This window comes from Serratia rhizosphaerae (assembly GCF_009817885.1).
In the GTDB taxonomy this organism is placed as follows: Bacteria; Pseudomonadota; Gammaproteobacteria; order Enterobacterales; family Enterobacteriaceae; genus Serratia_B; species Serratia_B rhizosphaerae.
The window spans coordinates 2055558-2076574 of sequence record NZ_CP041764.1; the positions used below are offsets into that span (position 1 = coordinate 2055558).

Annotated in this window: 16 protein-coding genes; 3 read left to right on the forward strand and 13 right to left on the reverse strand. The window is 58.5% G+C overall.

All coding sequences use genetic code 11. The features are described from left to right. Positions 1-275 precede the first annotated feature (275 nt). The gene (gene xylA, locus FO014_RS09595; RefSeq protein WP_160029264.1) at positions 276-1595 is read left to right on the forward strand and encodes a xylose isomerase; all 1320 of its coding nucleotides are present in this window, start codon (positions 276-278) and stop codon (positions 1593-1595) included. Between the two features lie 70 nt (positions 1596-1665). Then, a complete protein-coding gene (gene xylB / locus FO014_RS09600; RefSeq protein ID WP_160029266.1) occupies positions 1666-3117 on the forward strand; it encodes a xylulokinase in 1452 nt (483 codons plus the stop codon). Positions 3118-3267: 150 nt separating this feature from the next. Here the strand turns inward: xylB and FO014_RS09605 are convergent, their stop codons facing one another. The 3 genes from FO014_RS09605 to FO014_RS09615 all read right to left on the reverse strand — a co-directional run bounded on the left by FO014_RS09605 (position 3268) and on the right by FO014_RS09615 (position 7860). Next, the gene (locus FO014_RS09605; protein ID WP_160029268.1) at positions 3268-4626 is read right to left on the reverse strand and encodes an amino acid permease; all 1359 of its coding nucleotides are present in this window, start codon (positions 4624-4626) and stop codon (positions 3268-3270) included. 76 nt (positions 4627-4702) lie between these two features. Then, positions 4703-7048 (reverse strand): Orn/Lys/Arg family decarboxylase, encoded by a 2346-nt coding sequence (locus tag FO014_RS09610; protein ID WP_160029270.1) that lies wholly within the window; start codon positions 7046-7048, stop codon positions 4703-4705. Between the two features lie 119 nt (positions 7049-7167). Next, complete coding sequence (locus FO014_RS09615; protein WP_160029272.1) at positions 7168-7860, reverse strand: helix-turn-helix transcriptional regulator; 693 nt, start codon at positions 7858-7860, stop codon at positions 7168-7170. Positions 7861-8388: 528 nt separating this feature from the next. Here FO014_RS09615 and FO014_RS09620 point away from each other — a divergent pair. Beyond that, on the forward strand, positions 8389-9786 hold the full coding sequence (locus tag FO014_RS09620) for an amidohydrolase family protein (protein WP_160029274.1): 1398 nt from the start codon (positions 8389-8391) through the stop codon (positions 9784-9786). 37 nt (positions 9787-9823) lie between these two features. On the opposite strand, the gene FO014_RS09625 is transcribed toward FO014_RS09620, so the two are convergent. The 10 genes from FO014_RS09625 to fdxH all read right to left on the reverse strand — a co-directional run bounded on the left by FO014_RS09625 (position 9824) and on the right by fdxH (position 21013). Beyond that, a complete protein-coding gene (locus FO014_RS09625; RefSeq protein WP_105229244.1) occupies positions 9824-10816 on the reverse strand; it encodes an acyltransferase in 993 nt (330 codons plus the stop codon). Between the two features lie 98 nt (positions 10817-10914). Then, positions 10915-11244 (reverse strand): hypothetical protein, encoded by a 330-nt coding sequence (locus FO014_RS09630; protein ID WP_105229243.1) that lies wholly within the window; start codon positions 11242-11244, stop codon positions 10915-10917. Positions 11245-11255: 11 nt separating this feature from the next. Next, positions 11256-13565 (reverse strand): type VI secretion system Vgr family protein, encoded by a 2310-nt coding sequence (locus FO014_RS09635; protein ID WP_160029276.1) that lies wholly within the window; start codon positions 13563-13565, stop codon positions 11256-11258. A gap of 257 nt (positions 13566-13822) precedes the next feature. Then, positions 13823-15664, reverse strand: coding sequence for a selenocysteine-specific translation elongation factor (gene selB / locus FO014_RS09640; protein WP_105229241.1), 1842 nt, complete (start codon positions 15662-15664; stop codon positions 13823-13825). Further along, the gene (gene selA, locus FO014_RS09645) at positions 15661-17052 is read right to left on the reverse strand and encodes an L-seryl-tRNA(Sec) selenium transferase (RefSeq protein ID WP_105229240.1); all 1392 of its coding nucleotides are present in this window, start codon (positions 17050-17052) and stop codon (positions 15661-15663) included. The genes selB and selA overlap by 4 nt, the downstream gene beginning before the upstream one ends. Positions 17053-17126: 74 nt before the next feature. Continuing rightward, the gene (locus FO014_RS09650; protein ID WP_105229239.1) at positions 17127-17732 is read right to left on the reverse strand and encodes a glutathione S-transferase; all 606 of its coding nucleotides are present in this window, start codon (positions 17730-17732) and stop codon (positions 17127-17129) included. Between the two features lie 35 nt (positions 17733-17767). Then, positions 17768-18403, reverse strand: coding sequence for a DcrB-related protein (locus FO014_RS09655; RefSeq protein WP_160031394.1), 636 nt, complete (start codon positions 18401-18403; stop codon positions 17768-17770). A 143-nt stretch (positions 18404-18546) separates the two neighbouring features. Beyond that, positions 18547-19476 (reverse strand): formate dehydrogenase accessory protein FdhE, encoded by a 930-nt coding sequence (gene fdhE, locus FO014_RS09660; protein WP_160029278.1) that lies wholly within the window; start codon positions 19474-19476, stop codon positions 18547-18549. Then, the gene (fdoI, locus tag FO014_RS09665) at positions 19476-20111 is read right to left on the reverse strand and encodes a formate dehydrogenase cytochrome b556 subunit (protein WP_160029279.1); all 636 of its coding nucleotides are present in this window, start codon (positions 20109-20111) and stop codon (positions 19476-19478) included. Before fdoI ends, fdhE begins: the two co-directional genes overlap by 1 nt. Beyond that, positions 20108-21013 carry a formate dehydrogenase subunit beta gene (fdxH, locus tag FO014_RS09670; RefSeq protein ID WP_160029280.1) on the reverse strand — a complete coding sequence of 302 codons (906 nt, stop codon included), beginning with the start codon at positions 21011-21013 and terminating at the stop codon, positions 20108-20110. The genes fdoI and fdxH overlap by 4 nt, the downstream gene beginning before the upstream one ends. Positions 21014-21017 lie beyond the last annotated feature (4 nt).

Genomic DNA, 21017 nt, shown 5'->3' on the forward strand with positions numbered 1-21017 from the left:
ATTACTGATTTTTACCGGCGAATTACGTTTTTTGGTTTAATGTTGTTTTTATGATGGCGATCATGTTTTAACCTTGTGAAAATTTGTCGGCGACAATAAAAATGTCTAACGCCGCCACCGGGCAGATCGGGTAATTAAATGTGCAATATGAGATCCGACGCACATTTAATAATTATCTGAATTTGAGTGTGAAATAACATAATTGAGGCAATCATCACGAACTCCGAAGATTAAGGCATCCCGTAAAGCCGGGTTCTGTTACCAAGGAGTTGAGAATGCAATCTTATTTTGATCAGCTTGAACAAGTTCGTTACGAAGGCATCGACAGCAATAACCCGCTGGCATTCCGCCACTACAACCCGGATGAAATCGTATTGGGCAAACGCATGGCCGACCACCTGCGCTTTGCCGCCTGTTACTGGCACACCTTCTGCTGGAACGGCGCGGACATGTTCGGCAGCGGCGCGTTCGAACGCCCCTGGCAGCAGGCAGGTGATGCGCTGGATCTGGCGCGGCGCAAGGCGGACGTCGCCTTTGAGTTTTTCCACAAACTCAACGTCCCCTTCTATTGCTTCCACGACGTCGACGTGGCGCCGGAAGGGAATTCACTGCAAGAGTATCTGCATAATTTTGCCGTGATGACCGACGTACTGGCCGAAAAACAGCAGAGCAGCGGCGTTAAACTGCTGTGGGGCACCGCTAACTGTTTCACCAATCCGCGCTTCGGCGCCGGTGCCGCTACCAGCCCGGATCCGGAAATCTTCAGCTGGGCAGCGACGCAGGTATGCAGCGCCATGAACGCCACCAAACAGCTCGGCGGCGAAAACTATGTGCTGTGGGGCGGCCGCGAAGGGTACGAAACGCTGCTGAACACCGACCTGCGGCAGGAACGCGAACAGATTGGCCGCTTTATGCAAATGGTGGTGGAACACAAACATAAAATCGGCTTCCAGGGCACGCTGCTGATCGAGCCGAAACCGCAGGAACCGACCAAGCATCAGTACGATTACGACGTCGCCACGGTCTACGGCTTCCTGAAACAGTTCGGGCTGGAAAAAGAGATCAAGGTCAATATTGAAGCCAACCACGCCACGCTGGCCGGCCACTCGTTCCACCACGAAATCGCCAGCGCCATCGCGCTCGGCATCTTCGGTTCAGTGGACGCCAACCGCGGCGATCCGCAGCTCGGCTGGGATACAGACCAGTTCCCGAACAGCGTCGAGGAGAACGCGCTGGTGATGTTCGAAATCCTCAAGGCCGGTGGCTTCACCACCGGCGGCCTGAACTTCGACGCCAAGGTGCGCCGCCAAAGCACCGATAAATATGACCTGTTCTACGGCCATATCGGCGCAATGGATACCATGGCGCTGGCGCTGAAAGTGGCGGCCAGGATGGTCGAGGACGGGCAGCTGGATCGGCTGGTCGCCAAACGCTATGCCGGCTGGAACGGCGAACTGGGCCAGCAGATTCTGCAGGGAAAACTGTCGCTGGAAGCGCTGGCCAAGTACGCTGAACAGCATAATCTGGCACCGCAACACCACAGCGGCCATCAGGAAAAATATGAGAATCTGATCAACCGTTATCTGTTCGGTTAACCCTGTCAGGGGCGGATGCGTCCGCCCCGCAGCCGCGTTAATCCAGATATGCCACTTAAAGGGACCTTCTATGTATATCGGCATCGATCTTGGCACCTCCGGCGTGAAGGCCATTCTGCTGGATGAGCAGGGGCAGTTGCTGGCCAGCCACACTGAAAAGCTGACCCTCTCCCGCCCGCAGCCGCTGTGGTCCGAACAGGACCCGCAGGCCTGGTGGCAGGCGGCCGATCGCGCCATGCTGGCACTCGGCCGGCAGCATAGCCTGCGGCAGGTGCAGGCCATCGGCCTGACTGGCCAGATGCACGGCGCCGTGCTGCTGGATAGCCGACAGCAGGTGCTGCGCCCCGCCATGCTATGGAACGACGGCCGCAGCTTTGAACAGTGCCGCCAGCTGGAGCAGGCGGTGCCGCGCTCGCGCGCCATTACCGGCAACTTGATGATGCCCGGCTTTACCGCGCCGAAAGTGCAGTGGGTGCGACAACATGAGCCGCACATCTTCCGTCAGCTCGATAAGGTGCTGCTGCCGAAAGATTACCTGCGCTGGCGCCTGTGCGGCGTATTCGCCAGCGATATGTCGGACGCCGCCGGCACCCTGTGGCTGGACGTCGCCCGGCGCGACTGGAGCGACGAGATGCTGGCCGCCTGCGGCCTGACGCGCAGCCAGATGCCGACGCTGTTTGAAGGCAGCCAGCTCACCGGCCGGCTGCACGCCGAGCTGGCGCAGCGCTGGGATATGCCGCAGGCGTCGGTGGCGGCGGGCGGCGGCGACAATGCGGCCGGCGCGATCGGCGTCGGGCTGTATCAGCCCGGGCAGGCGATGCTGTCGCTTGGCACCTCCGGGGTTTATTTCGCCGTCAGCGACGGCTTCCTCAGCAATCCGGGCAGCGCCGTCCACAGCTTTTGCCATGCGCTGCCCGATACCTGGCACCTGATGTCGGTGATGCTCAGCGCCGCCTCCTGTCTGGATTGGGTATGCCGGCTGACCAACGTTGACGACGTTGCGACGCTGCTTCGCAACGTCGAGCAGGCCAGGCCGGCGGATGCGCCGCTGTGGTTCCTGCCTTACCTGTCCGGCGAACGTACGCCGCACAATAATCCGAACGCCAAAGGCGTGTTTTGGGGGCTGACCCATCAGCACGGGCCGAACGATCTGGCGCGCGCGGTGCTGGAAGGCGTGGGATTTGCGCTGGCCGACGGCATGGATGCGCTGCACGCCAGCGGCCTGCATCCTGACAGCATTACGCTGATTGGCGGCGGCGCACGCAGCCCGTTCTGGCGGCAGATGCTGGCGGATATCAGCGGCCAGCCGCTGGAATACCGCACCGGCGGCGACGTCGGACCGGCGCTGGGGGCGGCGCGGTTGGCGCAGATCGCGCTCAACCCTCAGCGCCCGCTGGCCGAACTGCTGCCCGCCTTGCCGCTGGAGCAGATGCACACGCCGGATGCCGAACGCCATCAGGCCTACGCCGCCCGCCGTGCCACCTTCCGCGAGCTGTACCGCTGCCTGCTGCCGTTGATGTGAACAAAAGGGGCCAACCCGCGTTGGCCCGATGAAAATCCACAGGACGGCGAATCCGGCAAATTCATCACCTGACGGAGGGGGGAAGCAATACCTATAATCTCCGCATACCTATCACGCCATGATGATATTTATGATTGGTGCGCATAATGATTACGAATCGCCATCATTATCAAGGTATAGCGTCTTTATTCCGGCCTTACTCCGTTTTGCGGCAACTAAAGCATATAAAGGAATCGTGAACATCATCATTAATACGCCCCAAAACATTGCATTGCTGCCGGATCCGAACAGCGCAAATAAACTGTATAACACCCCAATCACTGCCAGCGTGCAATAGATGAAAAATGCCCCGCCGGTATTTAATGATTTCGACACCATAATAATTGGCAAGGCAACCAACGCATAAATATAAGGCAGCAAAGAGGCGAACACTGACATCAATATAATCACCTGAAACTGTTTCGCCAAATCAGGCGATGCCGTGGTGAGTAATATGACGGTCATCAGCACGCCGGTAAACACCAGTCCTTTCATCGGCACATCGTTTTTATTGACCGCTGCAAAAAACTTAGGGAATAACCCTTGTTTTGCCCCGGCTCTGGGGGCCTCAGACTGCAAAATCAGCCAGCCGGAAATGGAGCCAAAGCAGGCAATGACGCTCAAGGCAGACACCACTTCCCCGGCGAACTCGCCAAACATATAACGAGCCGCATCGGCAAACGGAGCGGCAGACTTCACCAATTCACTGTGCGGCACCAGCCCCATGATCACCGAACAACTGGTGACATAACAGACTGCGGCAATCAATAGCCCGAACACCGTCGCTTTGGGCACGGTAGACTCCGGATTTTCTACCTGACCGCTCGACACCACGGCAGATTCCACACCCAGAAAGCCCCATAAAGCTAAAGAGGCGGCTGAAAATATTGCCGACACATCGCTGCCGCCGGTGCCGTTATACACCTCGGTAAACAGTACAGGTTTAAACCAGAACCAGCCAATAAAGCCGATGCCTAATACCACAACCAGCATACAACAGGCGGTAAATGACTGCGATCGGCCGGCAACTTTCGCGCCTAATGATGCCAGCGCGATAAACCCCCACAGGATCACGATAGCGCTGATAGAACTGATCAACGGATCTTTAAGGATGGGGAAAAAGTAACTCAAATAGCCTACCCCAGCGACCAGTAATGCCACATTCCCCACCCAGGCGCTGATCCAATAACAAATCGTGGTTTGAAAACCAATAAAAGGGCCGAAAGCGTCACTGGCATACGCAATGATGCCACCATCGCGCGGTGTCACCATGCTGTTTTTAGCAAACACCAAAGCAAGGGCTATGACACCCACGATCGTTATAATCCAACCAAATAAAGAAATAGAACCGATACCCGCCAGATTGGTTGGCAGCATAAAAACACCCGACCCCATCATATTTGATGCAGTCACCAGCGTCAGCGCAGCCAGCCCCATTTTTTTTATGGAGCCAGTATTATTTGAAGTCATCACAGTCCCTGCCATTTAAAAGAGAATTAGGTTCTTAATGGATGCCAATGCATCCATTAAGGATTGTTAAAACCGATTAACACTCTGAACAAGACACAGGCATAACGCCGGACACACTTTTCCGGGTGAGTGGCTCTTCTTTAATACACCTCACCCAATAAAATCCGTCGTCATCAACGTCTACGCCCTGTAACTCATGTTCAAACCCGGGAAAGCGCTGGCCGAATGTTTGTAATGCCGTCAAATAATCGATAATCGGCCGTGATTCTTCCGTTACCTTTTCGCCAGGCATAATAAGCGGAATACCTGGAGGATAAGGGGTAATCATGACCCCGAGGGTACGGTTGTACATGTCTTCAATCTTGACGAGTTCGGTTTGATTCGCAATCAGGCATTCATAGGCTTGTGACGGCGCCAAAACCGGAATCGCTTCTACCGTACAGGCCAGCTCTAACAGCTCGGCAACTTTCAGTTCAATATTGGCATAGTGGATAGCCCGGCATAAATCACCGAGGCCCATCCCCTGATAACACGCATAGCGGGCAGATATATCCGGGAGAATCTCGGCTAACGGCGTATTGGTGTCATGGTGATATTTAAACATCATCAACGTATCAATCAGGGTATTCCATTTGCCCTGCGTCGATCCCAGAGCAAAGAGCACCAGAATGGTGTAATCTCCGTTTCTTGCCGGAATAATGCGCTGCGTATCGAGATATTTCACGACAACCGGGGCTGGGATACCAAAATCACTCGTTACGCCCTGTGAATCCAAACCGGGGCAGGTAATCGTGACCTTGATAGGATCAAGCATCGCATAACCTTCAGGCAAATCCTCAAAGCCATGCCAGGCATCGCCGGCCCGCAGATACCAGCATTCTTGCCTTGTCGCCAAAATATCATCGTCAACCAGCGCGAAAGGGACCTGTTCGCCGTCCACCGGCACGGAGGCCGGCTGCCAGACATCAAAAAACCAATCGCCCTCTTCTGCATCAAGTTTCTCCGATACTGTAACCAGCGTCTTACGAAAACTGATGGCATCATGAATGGCTTCATCCACTAATGATTTACCGCTTTCTCCCTCCATCATTGCCGTTGCCACATCCATTGAGGCGATAATCGGGTAAAACGGCGATGTGGTACCGTGCATCATAAATGACTGATTAAATGCATCATAATCCACCGGAGCACGGGCTGAATTGCGGATATGGACCATAGAAGCCGAAGACAGGGCGGCCAACATTTTATGCGTCGACTGCACGGCGTAGATCGTAGGGCCGTTTTTCTTGTCTTTTGGCACCCCCATGGCGAAACGTCCCTGATAGAGCGGATGAAACTTCGCATAGGCATACCAGGCTTCATCAAACTTAATGCGCGGCACCACCTTGCCCAGCTTCTTGGCCAGGGTCGTCACATCATAGATCAGGCCATCATAAGTACAGTTGGTGATAATGGCGTAGGCGGGATCCTGGTCTTCGATCGAGTAAGTCAGCACGCTGTCAGTAATTTTTTTTTCGATCGCGCCGCGCGTAAACTGGTTGGGAGAAATCAAACCAATAATGCCCAGCCCGTTGCGAGAAGGTTGAAAATAAACGGGCTTTGCCCGGGTGATGGTCAACTCGTGGTTCACTGATTTGTGGCAGTTCCGGTCAAGAAGAATGACTTTATCTTTTAAATCAATTGAGTGGCCGACTATCTGATTAGACTGCGACGATCCCCCCGTCACAAAGAAGGTCCTGTCTGCGCCAAACACTTTCGCCGCGCGTTTTTCTGCCTCACCCGGCACACCTTTATGCTCTAACCAGTCCCCCAGCTCCGGCGTTGAAATTCCGATATCCGCGCGCATCAGGTTTTCACCGAAAAAGTTGATAAACTCCCGGCCTACCGGGTGCTTTAAGTAGGCTACGCCGCCCTGATGCCCCGGGCAGTCCCAGTAGTAAGGGCTGTCCAGCGCATAATTTTTAAGCGCAGCAAAATAGGGCGGAAGCAGATTTGAAATATACTGTTCCACCGCCAGATGGATACGCCCGGCAATAAATTTTGGCGTATCTTCATAGACATTGATGTATTCATGTAATTCTTTGATCACTTCCGTCGGTAAGCGCCCCAGCATGGAGGAAATGGAGGAGAAGAATATCGGTACGCCGTGGTTTCTGGCACGAACAGACCTGATTATATGCTTAAGGAATAACTCATTGTCATCGCGCTTTGAGTGGTCGTCGTCATGAATAATGATGCAACCGATACCCAATTGGTTACGGAGCATCGCCAACGCGGATTTTTGATTATACGCATAGATAAAATGATGGTTATCGCGTTCCAGCATCTCCTGAACTCGATACAGTGGATGATCACTATTTAATTGGCCACCACCGTCTGAAATAATCAAAACTGGAAAGTTAAAATTATTTGAATAACTCATTTACAACCTCTCATCTGTTTATCTGTCTAGGGTATCGCTTGGCATGCCAAGTGATACAGATGAGCATATAGGATGAGCACCATGAATAAACTGTACCTCAGGTACAGTTTATTAAAAACTCAACCTCTAATAATATAGCAAGGGTTTGAGAATAACGGTGGTATATACAAATCCCACTTCTTACCCCTGGACTCACTGATAAATTCACGCGTGGTTTCACAATGCGACTTTGCCAGGATGTTATTTTTATGGAACTTGATGGTTCTGACTGTTCTATGAACAGTGTCTGCAATATCTTTTTCCGGCATTCCCTGTAAAATAAGAAATATCACCTCCCACTCTTTTTTTGAAAAAAGCGTTGTAGGACAATTTGTTGTCAGGCACCCCATTTCTTCGCCGGAAATGAAAAATCGGGGAGTGAATATACTTAACGGCTTTATATGGCTGATAATACCCGACAGATGCGCATGGTGATCATAGTAAGGCATTCTTTCACAATAAAAAACGCTGAGTGTCTTATGTGTATTAACCGGGAGGATACCAACCGCCTCAATCTTACGCAGCTCTTCAATAACACGCCGATCATGCAGGGTTATAAAAGGTTTAAATGGAGAGAGAATGGAGGAGGAGCCTTGATTTCCCCGCACCATCAGCTGGCTGTATTCAGCATTCGCATAAATAGGCATGCTATTCTCATCCTTTAAAAACCAGGCATCGTCACTCGACTCCCAAGAGATCAACATTTCCACAGGAACGTCGGGTGACAATGCATGTAGTCTTTCAATAACATCCTCTGTAATTACACGCTTCATATTCTCGCCTTCTAATTATCATTGGGGAAAGAAAAATTTAACGTGAGTGTAAAGTGCAGAAAACGTCAAAACAAAAAACAACCATGAACAAGTGTGTACTTTAATTATTAAAATGAAACAATTACACATTAATATCTATTATTTTACAGTTCCTTATGTTTATCACCTAATCTATTCCATATCGTCGCCCCATGATGAAAAGATCGTTGTGGTTTATATGTTCTATTTTATGAGTTTTATTTATTTAATGTTATTTATGACGTTTTATAAAAAATCCGGGCTGCTAACCGTCATCAGATGCCAGTATCAGCCGGTGACCCCATGTAATCGTTATACTTTCATCCATTTTATGCTATTAAATCATACGATAGATTCAACAGATAAATGATATGTCGGCGCTCGTCGCCCATCACACTGCCTATCATTGCCAAATCGAATAATCACCAGTGGCAAATGTCGCTGCCAACCCCGGCGCGACTTTTTTAGGTTAATGGCTGCAACACAACACCTCTGGATAAGGAACCGATTGTGGAAAACAGCCAACAACAAAGCCGCAGAACCTTTCTCAGCCAAACCGGCAAGCTGACCACCGCCTGCGCGGTGCTCGGCCTCAGCGGCGGCGTGGCGCAGGCGGCCACGCCCGACAATAGCGCCCCCTGCGCCGCGCCGGCATCGCCGATGACCCTCACCGACCGCCACTACCTGCTGAGCGACGTCCTGCTGGAAGAGGGCTTCGAATACGATGGCGACACGGTGATCGGCACCCGCACCGCGCGCTACACGCTGGAGATTAAAGACGGCAACATCGCGGCGCTGCACCCGGCCGGCGCCACGCCGCCCGCCGCTCTGCCGCGCTATTCGGCAGGCGGCCAGCTGCTGCTGCCCGGCACGCGCGATATGCATATCCACCTGGATAAAACCTTCTACGGCGGCCCGTGGCAGGCGCCGCGCCCGCGCCAGGGCAAAACCATTATGGATATGATTGCGCTGGAGCAGACGCTGATCCCCAAACTGCTGCCGACCTCGCAGCAGCGCGCCGAAGGGTTGATCGCCCTGCTGCAGTCCAAAGGCAGTACGGTGGCGCGCAGCCACTGCAATATCGACCCGGTCAGCGGGCTGAAAAGTCTGGAGCACCTGCAGCGTGCGCTGGAAAATCAGCGCGCCGGCTTCAACTGCGAGATCGTCGCCTTCCCGCAGCACGGCCTGCTGCATTCAAAGGTGGATGCGCTGATGCGCGAAGCGATGCAGATGGGAGTGCAGTACGTCGGCGGCCTCGACCCGACCAACGTCGACGGCGCAATGGAAAAATCGCTCGACGCCATGTTCCAGATAGCGCTCGACAGCGGCAAGGGCGTGGATATTCACCTGCATGAAACCAGCCCGGCGGGCGTCGCGGCCATCGACTATATGATCGCCACCGTCGAGAAAAGTCCGGCGCTGCGCGGCAAGGTCACTATCAGTCACGCCTTCGCGCTCAGTACGTTGGATGAAGGACGCGTAGCGGACACCGCCGAACGGCTGGCGGCGCAGCAGATAACCATCGCCTCGACGGTGCCGATCGGCAGCCTGATGATGCCGCTGCCGCAGCTGAGTGAAAAAGGGGTCTTTGTGATGACCGGCACCGACAGCGTGATCGACCACTGGTCGCCGTTCGGCAGCGGCGATATGCTGGAAAAGGCCAACCTTTATGCCCAGCTGTACCGGGGATCGGACGAGTTCCACCTGTCGCGTTCCCTGGCCATTGCCACCGGCAACGTGCTGCCGCTGAACGATAAAGGCCAACGCGTGTGGCCGCAGGCCGGCGACGACGCCGGCTTTATGCTGGTCGACGCCAGCTGTTCGGCCGAGGCGGTGGCGCGCATATCGCCGCGCCGCGCCACTTTCCATCAGGGGCGTCTGGTGTACGGCAGCGTCACCAGAGCCTGAGGCGAATAACGGCTGCGGCGGCCATGCCGCAGCCCGTTCAGGACACCAGCCGGCGGCGGTCGATTTTCTGCAGCCCGGCGGACAGCAGCAGGCTCAGCCCCAGCGCCAGGCCGAACACCCAGAAAATATCCAGCAGCGGATGGCCGCCGAGATCCCAGCCCTGATGGCGCACCAGATTAACAATCAGGGCGTGCAGGCCGTAGATCGCCAGCGAATGGCGGGAGAATACCGCCAGCCAGCCCACCGGCTGCGCCAGGCAGTTTTTAAACCACACCAGCAGCGACACCGCCGCGATAAACACCAGCGGGTTGGCGTACAGGTAGTAGGTGGCGGCAAAATTGCCGTTAATCAGCGACTGATGCCGGGTGCCGATGATAATCAACGCCACGCTGCCGACAAAGGCCAGCGCCGCCAGCAGGCTGACGCCGCGTCGTCCGGTGTCCATCATGCCGATCGCCCGCCCGGCCAGCGCATACAGCAGGTAGTAGAAGGTATCGCCGGCGATATACAGGTTAACCGGCAGCAGGTGCACGCCGTCGATGGCGAACTTATCGGTATTCGGGTTGGCCATCACCGCCAGAATCAGCAGCGCCGCCGCCAGATAGCGGCCGGATACCGGCTTGACGTTGATCAGCGGCGACAGCAGATAAACCACCACGATGGCGTAGAAAAACCACAGGTGATAGAACACCGGTTTTTGCAGCAGCGTGCGCAATGAAGGCCAGAAGCCAATCTTGGTGAAGAAGGCGATATACGCCAGCGCCACGGCGCTGTAGAACAAAATACAGCAGCCGATCCGCACAAAGTGTTTGCGGTTGGCGCTGCGCTCGCCGAAGAACAGGTAGCCGGAGATCATAAAGAACAGCGGCACCGCCGCGCGGGACAGGGCATTGAGCAGGTTGGCCGCATCCCAGGCGAGGCTGCCCAGTTTCTCCGGCGTGGTCAGCAGCGCGGTGGTGGCGTGGATCATCACCACCATCAGGCACGCTACGGCGCGTAAGTTATCTATCCAGCCAATTTTATTGCTCATCCACGCCCTTGCATGTCACTTATCGTTAACGAAGTTACAGCGCAGGGTATAGCGTGCGGATTTGGGCGACAAGCCCAACGCGCACTATCAGATTCGGCCTAGCGGTCTTTATCAAACACAAACGCGATATGGTCGTCGTCCAGATAGCGGATCGTCACTTCACTGCCTTTTTGCACCTTCGACGAATAGAAGGCCGGGATGGTCTCCCTGCCCTCCACCTGTTTGGTGCCGCCGCCTTCCGGCCACGACAGCCGGTAGCGGATATTGACGCTGCCGGTATCGTTGGCGCTGCGGTAATGCACTTCCTCCACGCGCGCCAGCAGCTCCCGTCCCTGGGCGTCTATCTTGTGGTCGCGGTAAAACAGGTGGGCGATATATGCAAAAAAACCCGCAAAAATAATCACGGAAATAATGATAGCGAACTTCATAACTATATCCCTCAGCCTATGATTGTCAGGCCGTTAAACTGCGACATGATCTGCCCAACCTGCACCATTGCCTGACCAAACTCCACCCGCCCCTCTTTGGTCGAGAGATCAAAACCGGTCTTGTCGAATTTCATCGTTGCCAGACCGAGTTTTCCGCCGACGGTAATGGTGGTGGAATAGCCCTCCGTCACCACCTTCGCCGCCGTGAAATCGAACGAGAACATCGACATAGTCTCTTTATGGTCCTTGTACTCCAGCGCCGCCGGGGTTTTGATACTGACCTTAACCTTACTGTCGATGGTAATCATCTGATCTGAGGTCAGCGTCATGCCCTCTTTGGCATCCTGCTTCCAATTACCGAGAATTTTGGTGTCGACATTTTTGGTGATCGTTTGGTTCAGGTTGCTCTGGTACTCGTCGGTAACGTCATCGGTCACGATAACATGACGTTCGCCCGTTATTTGGTCATAACGTTTGCCGTCCAGATAAAAATCCATACCATCGTTATAACGCCGGGTCACCTTTTTCGACACAATCTGCTCTTCGGTACCCACCGTCTCTACCCTGCGTTCGCCGGTAATCTTCAGCTTTTCGCCGCCGCTGGCGATCTCCGAGTTGCGGCCGTTGGTGATGGTGACCTTTTCGCCGTCCTCAAACGTTTTCGTCTCTTTCTTGGTTACCGTGGTGGTGCGCGTACCGTGGTAGATAAAGGTCGCGTCGCCGATCACCTCATCTTTCTGTTTTTTCTGAATGGTGGTGGTGCGGCTGCCGTCAATGGCCACCGTTTTATCGTTCTCCACCGAGATATTCATATCCTTTTCGGCGTGCAGCTGCACCATCTCCGAGCCGGCCTTGTCCTCAAAGAACAGATGGCTGGAGTTGTCGCTGTGGCCGTCTTTGGAGCGGGTCATAAAGCCCATCATGGTGGCGCCGGCGGGCAGCGCCCACGGCGGCATGCTGGCCTCGTTATACACCCGGCCGGTGACCATCGGCCGGTCCGGATCGCCGTTGATAAAGTCGATCACCACCTCGTCGCCGACGCGCGGGATCTGCACGCCGCCGAAACCCTGACCGGCCCAGGCGCTGGAGACGCGCACCCAGCCGGAGCTGGTTTCGTCACCCTTGGCCTGCCGGTCCCAATGGAATTTCACCTTCACCCGGCCGTACTTATCGGTCCAGATCGATTCGCCCTGCGGCCCCACCACCCGCGCGGTCTGCGGGCCGTGGGTGCGCGGCCACGGCGTACGCTGCGGCGAACGGTACGGCGTATCGGCGGGGATCACCGTCATCTCGATGCGGTGTACCGCCTCCTCGCCGCCGCTGGCGTAGCTGTTTTCCTCCAGATCGTAGCGGGCGCTCAGCACCAGATACTCACCGTTGTCGCTGGCAAACGGCGGGTTGAGCAACGTAAAGGTGCAGCCCGGTACGATGCCCAGCGCGGTGGCGGTGGCGTTAATACGCTGGTGCCCCGCCTGCCACTCCTCCTGCCGCACCCGGGCGTAGAATTCACCGTCGCCGTGTTCGACAAAATGTCCCGGCCAGTCGTAGTAGTCAATCTGCCCCGGCTGCGGCGAGCTGGGGTTCTGCCGCGCCTGGAACAGCCAGGCGTTGGGCTTGCGGAAGTCATAGTCGTCGATGCTGTAGATCCCCGGCGTCACCCGCTCGGAGATCGCCCACTGGCCAATCCCCTGTTCGCCGGTGCTGCCGCCGGACGGCGTGGCGTGATAGGGAATCACCTCATAACCGCTGAACGGCTGGTGCTGCTGCGGCGCATCGTGCAGCACCAGCGTGTGTTTGTCCGCCTCGTGGCGGAAAAAGAAGTAAATCCCCTCCAGCTCCATCAGCCGGGAGATAAAGTCGTAGCTGCTCTCCTGATACTGCACGCAGTACTCCCAGCTGCGGTAGCTGCCGGAAAGCTGCTCCTCCACCTGTACGCCGTACTCGCCGAGCACCGTTCTGACGATATCTGGCACGCGCTGGTTCTGGAAGATGCGCTGGTTGCGGTCCCGCTTCAGCGGCCACAGGTCAGATTCCATCGTCAGGGTGTAAACGGCGTAGCGCGCGCCGTTAATATCGGCGCTGTGCACGTTGACCGAGGTGACCTTGCCGTTGAGATAGCGCGGTGCGGACAGCACGCCCTGCGTCGGAATGGTCAAAGTGATCGGCTGGCCCAGCATCGCCCGGCGGTCCAGGCGGGCATCGGTGCTGAGCAGCATCACCTGCAGTTCGAACGAACTGGAAACCTCTTCCACCCCGCTGAGCTTCCAGAACTTCAGCGCACCGGCGCCCGCCGGCGTTGTCACAGTAATACGGTCAAACATGACTGCTTCTCCCTAAAACCAAGACGATCTTTGCTGACGATGAGCGGGATGCCAGCCTCAGCGAGAGCAGCACCATTGCTACGATACAGTTACTCTATTGTTAACACATTGCTTATAAAACAATGTGACGGAAGCCGGTTGATGCACAAAAAATCAGCATATTCTTAGATGAAAACCGCACACCAAGGCGAGAAAACGCGAAGCGCTCAGCCAGGGAAAGCCCGGCTGAGCGCGCAGGAAGACAGAAAACGGGGAGATCAGGCGTCGAACAGCCCGCGGTCGCGCAGCAGGTGCTGATTGCCTTTACGGCGGGTAAAACCGCTGCGGTCAAAGAACTCCAGCACCTGGATCGCCAGCTTGCGCCCGACGCCCAGCCGATCGCGAAAATCAGCGGCGCTGGCGCCGCCCTGGCCGTCGTGCAGTTCGCGGATCAGCGCGGCGAACTGCGCCACACGCTGGCTGAGATAGTAGCGGTCGACCACCACCGCGGTCACATGTCCCAACTGCGCCGCCTTGCGCAGCGTGGCGCGCACCTCGGCCTCATCGGCCGCCAGCTCTGCCGCCAGATCGCGCACCCACCATGGCGCATCGCCGAACAGCGGCGCGATGCGCTGCCACAGCGCCTGCTCCTGTTCGCTAAAGGCCAGGCCATGTTCCGGCAGATGCAGCCAGCCGCGGCTGTTGCGCAGCGCGCCGGCCGCCAGCAGCCGTTCGATAAGTAAAAACGCCAGCGCCTCATCCAGCGTCGGCAGCGCCATGCGCCGCAGGCGCGCCCGCCCGAGGCCCAGCTGATCGCCATGCTGCTGGTGATACTCTGCCAGCACCTGCAGCAGGCGCTGCTCCGCCTGACGGGCGTTTTCCAGCGACAGCGCCCTGCCGCCGGCCGCCAGCACCTCGTGCTCCTCCAGCAGCTGCGTCAGCCGCTCATCGCTCAGCTGGCGCGCCCAGCCAAAGGCCGCCACGTCCAGCGGCCCCTGCTGCAGCTGCAGCATCAGCCGCTGCGCATCATCCTGCGCCTGCGCCGTCTGCGTCAGCCAGTGCAGATACGCCGGCTGGCGTTTGCCGCGCTTCGGCGCCGTCAGCGCCAGTACGCGCGCTGCGCCCAGCGTTTCACGCGCGGCGATATCGCGCAGCACCAGCCGATCGTCTTCCGCCAGCCACAGCGGCCGGTCGAGGATCAGTTCCGCCAGTGAATCCTGCAGCAGCGACACCCGGCCGGTGATATGGCTGGCCGCATGGTGAATATGCAGCGGCTGCCAGTGCTTCAGAGGCTGGTCCTGCTCCAGGGTCACCAGAATGCGTTCCGCCTGCAGCGCCGGCCGCTGCGCCAGCAGCCAGTCGCCGCGCGTCACGTCGCTTTTACTGACATCACCGCTGATATTCAGCGCGATACGCTGCCCGGCCTGCGCCTGCTGGGCCGACTGGTTCTGCGCATGCAGCCCGCGCACCCGCACCGGCACGTTCTGGCCGCTCAGCCACAGGGTGTCGCCCACCTTGACGCTGCCGCCCAGCGCGGTGCCGGTCACCACCAGCCCGCTGCCCTTCACGCTGAAGGCGCGATCGACCGCCAGACGGAAACGGCGCGTCAGCGCATGCGCCGCCGGCTCAAGCGCCAGCAGATGCGCACGCAGCGCCTCAATGCCCAGATTCTGCGCCGCAGCGGTAATAAACAGCGGCGCGTCGGGCCATCCCTGCCGCGCCAGTTCGGCCTGCACCTGCGCTTCGACTTCCGCCAGCCGCTCGGCGTCGACGCGATCGGCCTTGGTCAGCGCCACCGTCAGCGCCGGACGGCCGCTCAGGCGCAGGATCGCCAGATGCTCACGGGTTTGCGGCATCACGCCGTCGTCACAGGCCACCACCAGCAGCGCGTGATCGATGCCGCCGATGCCCGCCAGCATATTGGCGAGAAATTTTTCGTGCCCCGGCACGTCGATAAAGCCCAACACCCGTCCGTCCGGCTGCGGCCAGTAGGCGTAGCCGAGATCGATGGTCATGCCGCGGCGTTTCTCCTCCGGCAGGCGATCGGCGTTGATCCCGCTGATCCCCTGCAGCAGCGTGGTTTTGCCATGGTCGACATGGCCGGCGGTGGCGATAATCATGACAAAAGCGCCTCCGCCAATGCCGCTTCCTGCGTCAGACAGCGCAGGTCGAGCCACAGTTTGCCGTCGTTAATGCGGCCGATTACCGGCTGCGGCAGCGCGCGCCACGCCTGCGCCAGACGCTCCAGGGTAGCGCCGCGGCCGTCCAGCGGCGCGAAGGTCAGCGCATAGCTCGGCAGGCGATCGACCGGCAGCGAACCGCTGCCGATTTGCGACCAGCAGGGTTCGGCACCCAGTGCAAAACGGCCTGCATAGTGCGGAGACAGCTGCGCCAGCAGACGCTCGGCGGCGGTCTGCATCTCCTGCTGCGGCCGGGTCAGCATGCGCAGCGTCGGCAGCTGCTGCGCCAGCAGCTCCGGCTGTTGGTACAGGCGCAGCGTGGCCTCCAGCGCCGCCAGCGTCATTTTGCCGACGCGCAGCGCGCGTTTCAGCGGGTGCTGCTGCAGCTGCGCGATCAGCGCTTTTTTGCCGACGATAATCCCGGCCTGCGGCCCGCCCAGCAGCTTGTCGCCGGAGAAGGTCACCAGATCGACGCCGTCGGCCAGCAGCCGCTGCGGCATCGGTTCCGCCGGCAGGCCGTACTGCGTCATATCAATCAGCGAACCGCTGCCCAGATCGGTGGCGGTCACCAGGCCGTGCTGCCGGCCAAGCTGCGCCAGCTGCGCCTCATCAACCGCTGCGGTAAAGCCCTGCACGCTGTAGTTGCTGGTGTGCACCTTCATCAACAGCCCGGTCTGCTCGGTAATCGCCTGCTGATAATCTTTCAGATGAGTGCGGTTGGTGGTGCCCACCTCCACCAGCTGACAGCCCGCCTGGCGCATCACGTCCGGGATACGGAACGCCCCGCCAATCTCCACCAGCTCGCCGCGCGACACCACTACCTGCTTGCCCGGCGCCACCGCCGCCAGCATCAGCAGCACCGCCGCAGCGTTATTGTTGACGATGCAGGCGTCTTCCGCACCGGTCAGCTGACACAGCATATCGGCCACCGCACGGTCGCGATGGCCGCGGCCGGCGCCGTCCAGATCGTACTCCAGCGTCACCGCCGCGCCCATTACCCGGCCAATCGCCGCGATCGCCGGCTGCGCCAACTGGGCGCGCCCCAGGTTGGTGTGCAAAACGGTGCCGCTGAGATTGAACACCGTCTTCAGGCGCGGCTGCTGCTGTTGCGCCAGCCGCGCCTGCAGCGCCTGCGGCCAGTCGCCGCACCACTCCGGCAGGCATCCCTGCCGTTTAATCGCCTCGCGGGCCTGCGCCTGCATCTGTCGCAGCAGTTCGCCAATCAGCGTCTGGCCGTGGCTGGCCAACAACGGTTCTATCGCCGGGTCGCGCAGCAGGCGGTCAATCGCCGGCAGCTGACTGTAAAGAGAATGGGCTTCAGTGCTCATGGTCGCTCGGTGTCAGGTGTGTTCAGGGTTGTATTCAGCAAAAACGGGGCACGTCCGGCGCGCCCGTCAGTTCATCAGGGAGGCGAGGTGCGGGCAAAACTTTCGCGGGCGAACAGACGCTCGGCCAGTTTGACCAGCGCCGGACGCCCCACGCACCAGTTGGGCAGGATACGGCGGAAGTTGAGATAACCCAGCGCGCAGCCGGCGGCGATATCCGCCAGCGTCAACTGCTCGCCGTTCAGCAGCGCTTTCTCTTGCGCCAGCGCTTCCAGCGCGTCCAATCCCTGTTGCAGCTTGTCGCGCTGCCGCAGCATCCACGCTTCATCCTGTTTGCCCGCGGCGCGCAGGCTCTCGCGATACAACAGCGACGCCGCATCGGTCACGCCGTCCGCCAGCGCTTCGCTGCGCCGCACCCGCAGCGCCAGCGCGCGGTCGTCCGGCAGGAAGCGCGGCCCAGCAGGCAGCAGATCCAGATATTCGGCGATCACCCGCGAGTCATAGAATGCCTCGCCGTGCTCATCGATCAGTACCGGCACCTTGGCCAGCGGGTTGTGCTCGCCTACCCGCGTCTGTGCCTCATAGGGCGGATCGTTGACGAATTCAAACGCCAGCCCCTTTTCCAGCAGCAGCACGGAAATCTTGCGGACAAAAGGGCTGGTATAACTGCCGATCAGTTTCATCTTCCCTCCCGTTGGCTGCGGGTAGGCCGCGCCGTTTATTTCACCGTCAGCGTATCAACAATGCGCTGCACCAGCGCCTGGTGCACCTCCAACTCCTTCGCCGGCGACAGCATCTGCAGCGTAATCACGCGTTTATTGAACACCGTCAGGACAATGGTGGAAACCACTTTTTGCCCGTTGACGCTCTGTTCGGTATCCAGACGACGGAATTTCTGCTTACCGACGGTAAAGTTCTCTTCTTTGGTCTTTTCAATCTGCTTATAGCGGCCGGAAAGTTCGGTAAGCATGCTCTGCATCAGCTCACTGAGCATTTTGTCGCTGCCGTTCAGCTTCATTCCCGCCGGCGGAATCACCTCGGAGGAGACGGCGCTCTGCCGCGACTTGCCATTCAGGAAACGCTGAATGGTCGACGTATGGTCGTTAATGATGCCGCTGTTTTCCGTTTGATCGCTAAAGCCGGACGGCAGCTCAAAGGTCAGCTTGCCTTGCTGCAGCGAGACGCTCAGCCCCGGCAGCGGCGCAGGCTTCTCCGGCTGCGCCGCGGGTTGGGCGGCGGTCGGTTTCGGCGCGGGCTTCGGCACCGTCGGCTGTTTGGTGTCCGAGTCATCGCAGGCGCTCAGGCCGGCGATCAGGGCCGCTACGGCGGCGAATTTCACTATCTTTTTGAACATCATCCCTTTCCTTTCGCTTTACGCGCTATGGCGTAAACGTAGCAAGACGCTCCGGCGAATGCCAGATAAGACACGGGAAATAACCGAGACGCATGAAAAATCATGCGTCGCCCCGGGCCGCAGCGCCTGCCGCCGGTTCCCGCCTACTCGCCCGGGAACAGGAATGGGTTGATACTGCTGCGGGCAAATCCCTCGTCTTCCATTTTAGCGTCGAGGATCAGGCTCGCCAGATCGTCGGCCACCGCTTCCACCTGCGGATCCTTCTCCTGATAGAGAATTTTCATATAGGTGCCGCAGTCGCCGCAGCTTTCCGCCTTCACCGCCGCCTGTTCGCTGTCCAGCGACCAGTAGTTCAGATCGCGCGTCTGCTCGCAGTTGCTGCACTTCACGCGCACCACGTGCCATTCGCTCTCGCACAGGTTGCAGTGCAGATAGCGCAGGCCGTTGACGGTGCCGATATGCACCATGCTGGAGACCGGGATGCTGCCGCACACCGGGCAGAACTGGCGGTGTTCGCCGTATTCGGCGCGCGCCTTGCCGGGGATCTGGCTGGCCATCTGCGCCCAGTACAGCGACAGCGCCGCCCAGATAAAGGGCGCGTTTTCACTGCCCACCTGCGCGAACTCGCGGTTGAGCAAGGCGGTCGCCATCTGCTCCAGCTCCTGCTCGGAGGCCTTCTCCAGGTTATCCAGCACCGCCAGCACGTGCTGCGGCGCCTGCGGGCGCAGCTCGGCGATCAGCGCCGTCAGCAGCGTACGCCAGTGCGCGCTGCGCGGATAAACGCTGAGGTCGAGCGGCGGTTTGCCGCGTTCGGCGCCCTGACGCAGCGCGTCGGACAGGTCCAGCTGCAGCGGGTGGTCATGCTGCGCGTGCTGCTGCGCCTCGGCAATGGCGGCGGCGAAGTGGAGGTAATCCCCCAGCGGGTGATCGGCCGCCAGCTGACGCAGGCGTTCAGCGCGGCGGGTGTACAGGCTTTTCAGATTCGCGAAAAGTAACGGCGGAATTGCTTCCGCCGTGTGTGGCTTTTCACGCTGTGCCCCTAACTGCTCTTTAGGAACAATGCGGATACTCATCAGGGTTTGTTTTCCTGTCGTTTTTCGCGGACCTCACGGTACCAGCGCGGGTGGTGTTTCTTGGCCCAGGCGGCCGGCACCCAGCCTTCGACCATCGCGGTAAGGGTGCCTTTCACCCACAGGGCGGCGTACACGTGCACCATAATCACGATAATCAGCCCCACCGCCGCCAGCGAATGCACCAGCAGCGCGATGCGGATCAACGGAATAGGGAAGGCCGGCGCAAAGTAAGGCCGCCAGATGACGATGCCGCTGGCCAGCAGCAACAGCAGGCTGATAATCGCCGCCCAGAAGACGCACTTCTGGCCGAAATTATAGCGCCCGGTGTCGCCGACTTCCTCGTTCATCGCAATCTTGTGGATGTTCCTGGCCCAGAGGATATCTTCACGGTTGATCAGATTATGCTTCCAGTAGCGCAGGAACATCAGCATAAACGCGGCAAACATGATCACCCCGGCGAAGGGGTGCAGAATGCGCGCCAGCTGCGGCGTGCCGAAGATATTCATCAGCCAGTTAAAGGACGGGAAAAAGAACCCCAGCCCGCTGATGGCCGCCAGAATAAAGCAGAACGCCACGATCCAGTGGTTAATCCGCTCCGGCGCGCTGTAGCGCTGAATTGGCTTTTCCTTCCTCATTTGCGCGTCTCCTCATCGTGCAGCTCGTCGTTCTCATCCTCTTCGACGCGGTTCGGGCCGACGCCGACATAGTGGAAGATACTGGCTGCGAAGGTGGCGGCAAAGCCGATGGCCGCCAGCGGTTTCCACACGCCTTTCCAGAACGTCACCGCCGGACTTATCGACGGGTTGTCCGGCAGGCCGTGATACAGCTGCGGCTTGTCGGCATGGTGCAGCACGTACATCACGTGCGTGCCGCCGACGCCGGCCGGATCGTACAGCCCGGCGTTCTGGTAGCCGCGCGTCTGCAGTTCGCCCACCCGCTCGGCGGCGACGCTTTTCATCGCCTCTTTGGTGCCGAAGTGAATGGCGCCGGTCGGGCAGGTTTTCACGCAGGCCGGTTCCTGGCCGACATCAACGCGGTCGACGCACAGGGTGCATTTGTACACCCGGTTGTCGTCCTTGTTCATGCGCGGCACGTCGAACGGACAGCCGGCGATGCAGTAGCCGCAGCCGATGCAGTGCTCCGACTGGAAGTCGACGATGCCGTTGGCGTACTGGATGATCGCCCCTTCCGACGGGCAGGCCTTCAGGCAGCCCGGATCGGCGCAGTGCATGCAGCCGTCCTTGCGGATCAGCCACTCCAGTTTGCCACTGTCGTCCATCTCCACTTCGGAGAAACGCATCACCGTCCAGGATTTGGCGGTCAGATCGGCGGGGTTGTCGTACACCCCGACATTGTGACCGACCTCATCACGGATGTCGTTCCACTCGGAACAGGCCACCTGACAGGCTTTACAGCCGATACAGGTGGTGACGTCGATCAGCTTCGCTACTTCCGCTTTGTCGTCACGGGCGCGCGGCGCCGGCGTCAGGCCGTTGGTGGCGGATTTACGAATGATGTCCTGAGATTGCATTGCCATAACT

Coding starts and splice junctions, on each gene's coding strand:
- xylA (WP_160029264.1), top strand. CDS start 276: ATGCAATCTTATTTTGATCAGCTTGAACAAGTTCGTTACGAAGGCATC.
- xylB (WP_160029266.1), top strand. CDS start 1,666: ATGTATATCGGCATCGATCTTGGCACCTCCGGCGTGAAGGCCATTCTG.
- FO014_RS09605 (WP_160029268.1), bottom strand. CDS start 4,626: ATGACTTCAAATAATACTGGCTCCATAAAAAAAATGGGGCTGGCTGCG.
- FO014_RS09610 (WP_160029270.1), bottom strand. CDS start 7,048: ATGAGTTATTCAAATAATTTTAACTTTCCAGTTTTGATTATTTCAGAC.
- FO014_RS09615 (WP_160029272.1), bottom strand. CDS start 7,860: ATGAAGCGTGTAATTACAGAGGATGTTATTGAAAGACTACATGCATTG.
- FO014_RS09625 (WP_105229244.1), bottom strand. CDS start 10,816: ATGAGCAATAAAATTGGCTGGATAGATAACTTACGCGCCGTAGCGTGC.
- FO014_RS09630 (WP_105229243.1), bottom strand. CDS start 11,244: ATGAAGTTCGCTATCATTATTTCCGTGATTATTTTTGCGGGTTTTTTT.
- FO014_RS09635 (WP_160029276.1), bottom strand. CDS start 13,565: ATGTTTGACCGTATTACTGTGACAACGCCGGCGGGCGCCGGTGCGCTG.
- selB (WP_105229241.1), bottom strand. CDS start 15,664: ATGATTATCGCCACCGCCGGCCATGTCGACCATGGCAAAACCACGCTG.
- selA (WP_105229240.1), bottom strand. CDS start 17,052: ATGAGCACTGAAGCCCATTCTCTTTACAGTCAGCTGCCGGCGATTGAC.
- FO014_RS09650 (WP_105229239.1), bottom strand. CDS start 17,732: ATGAAACTGATCGGCAGTTATACCAGCCCTTTTGTCCGCAAGATTTCC.
- FO014_RS09655 (WP_160031394.1), bottom strand. CDS start 18,403: ATGTTCAAAAAGATAGTGAAATTCGCCGCCGTAGCGGCCCTGATCGCC.
- fdhE (WP_160029278.1), bottom strand. CDS start 19,476: ATGAGTATCCGCATTGTTCCTAAAGAGCAGTTAGGGGCACAGCGTGAA.
- fdoI (WP_160029279.1), bottom strand. CDS start 20,111: ATGAGGAAGGAAAAGCCAATTCAGCGCTACAGCGCGCCGGAGCGGATT.
- fdxH (WP_160029280.1), bottom strand. CDS start 21,013: ATGGCAATGCAATCTCAGGACATCATTCGTAAATCCGCCACCAACGGC.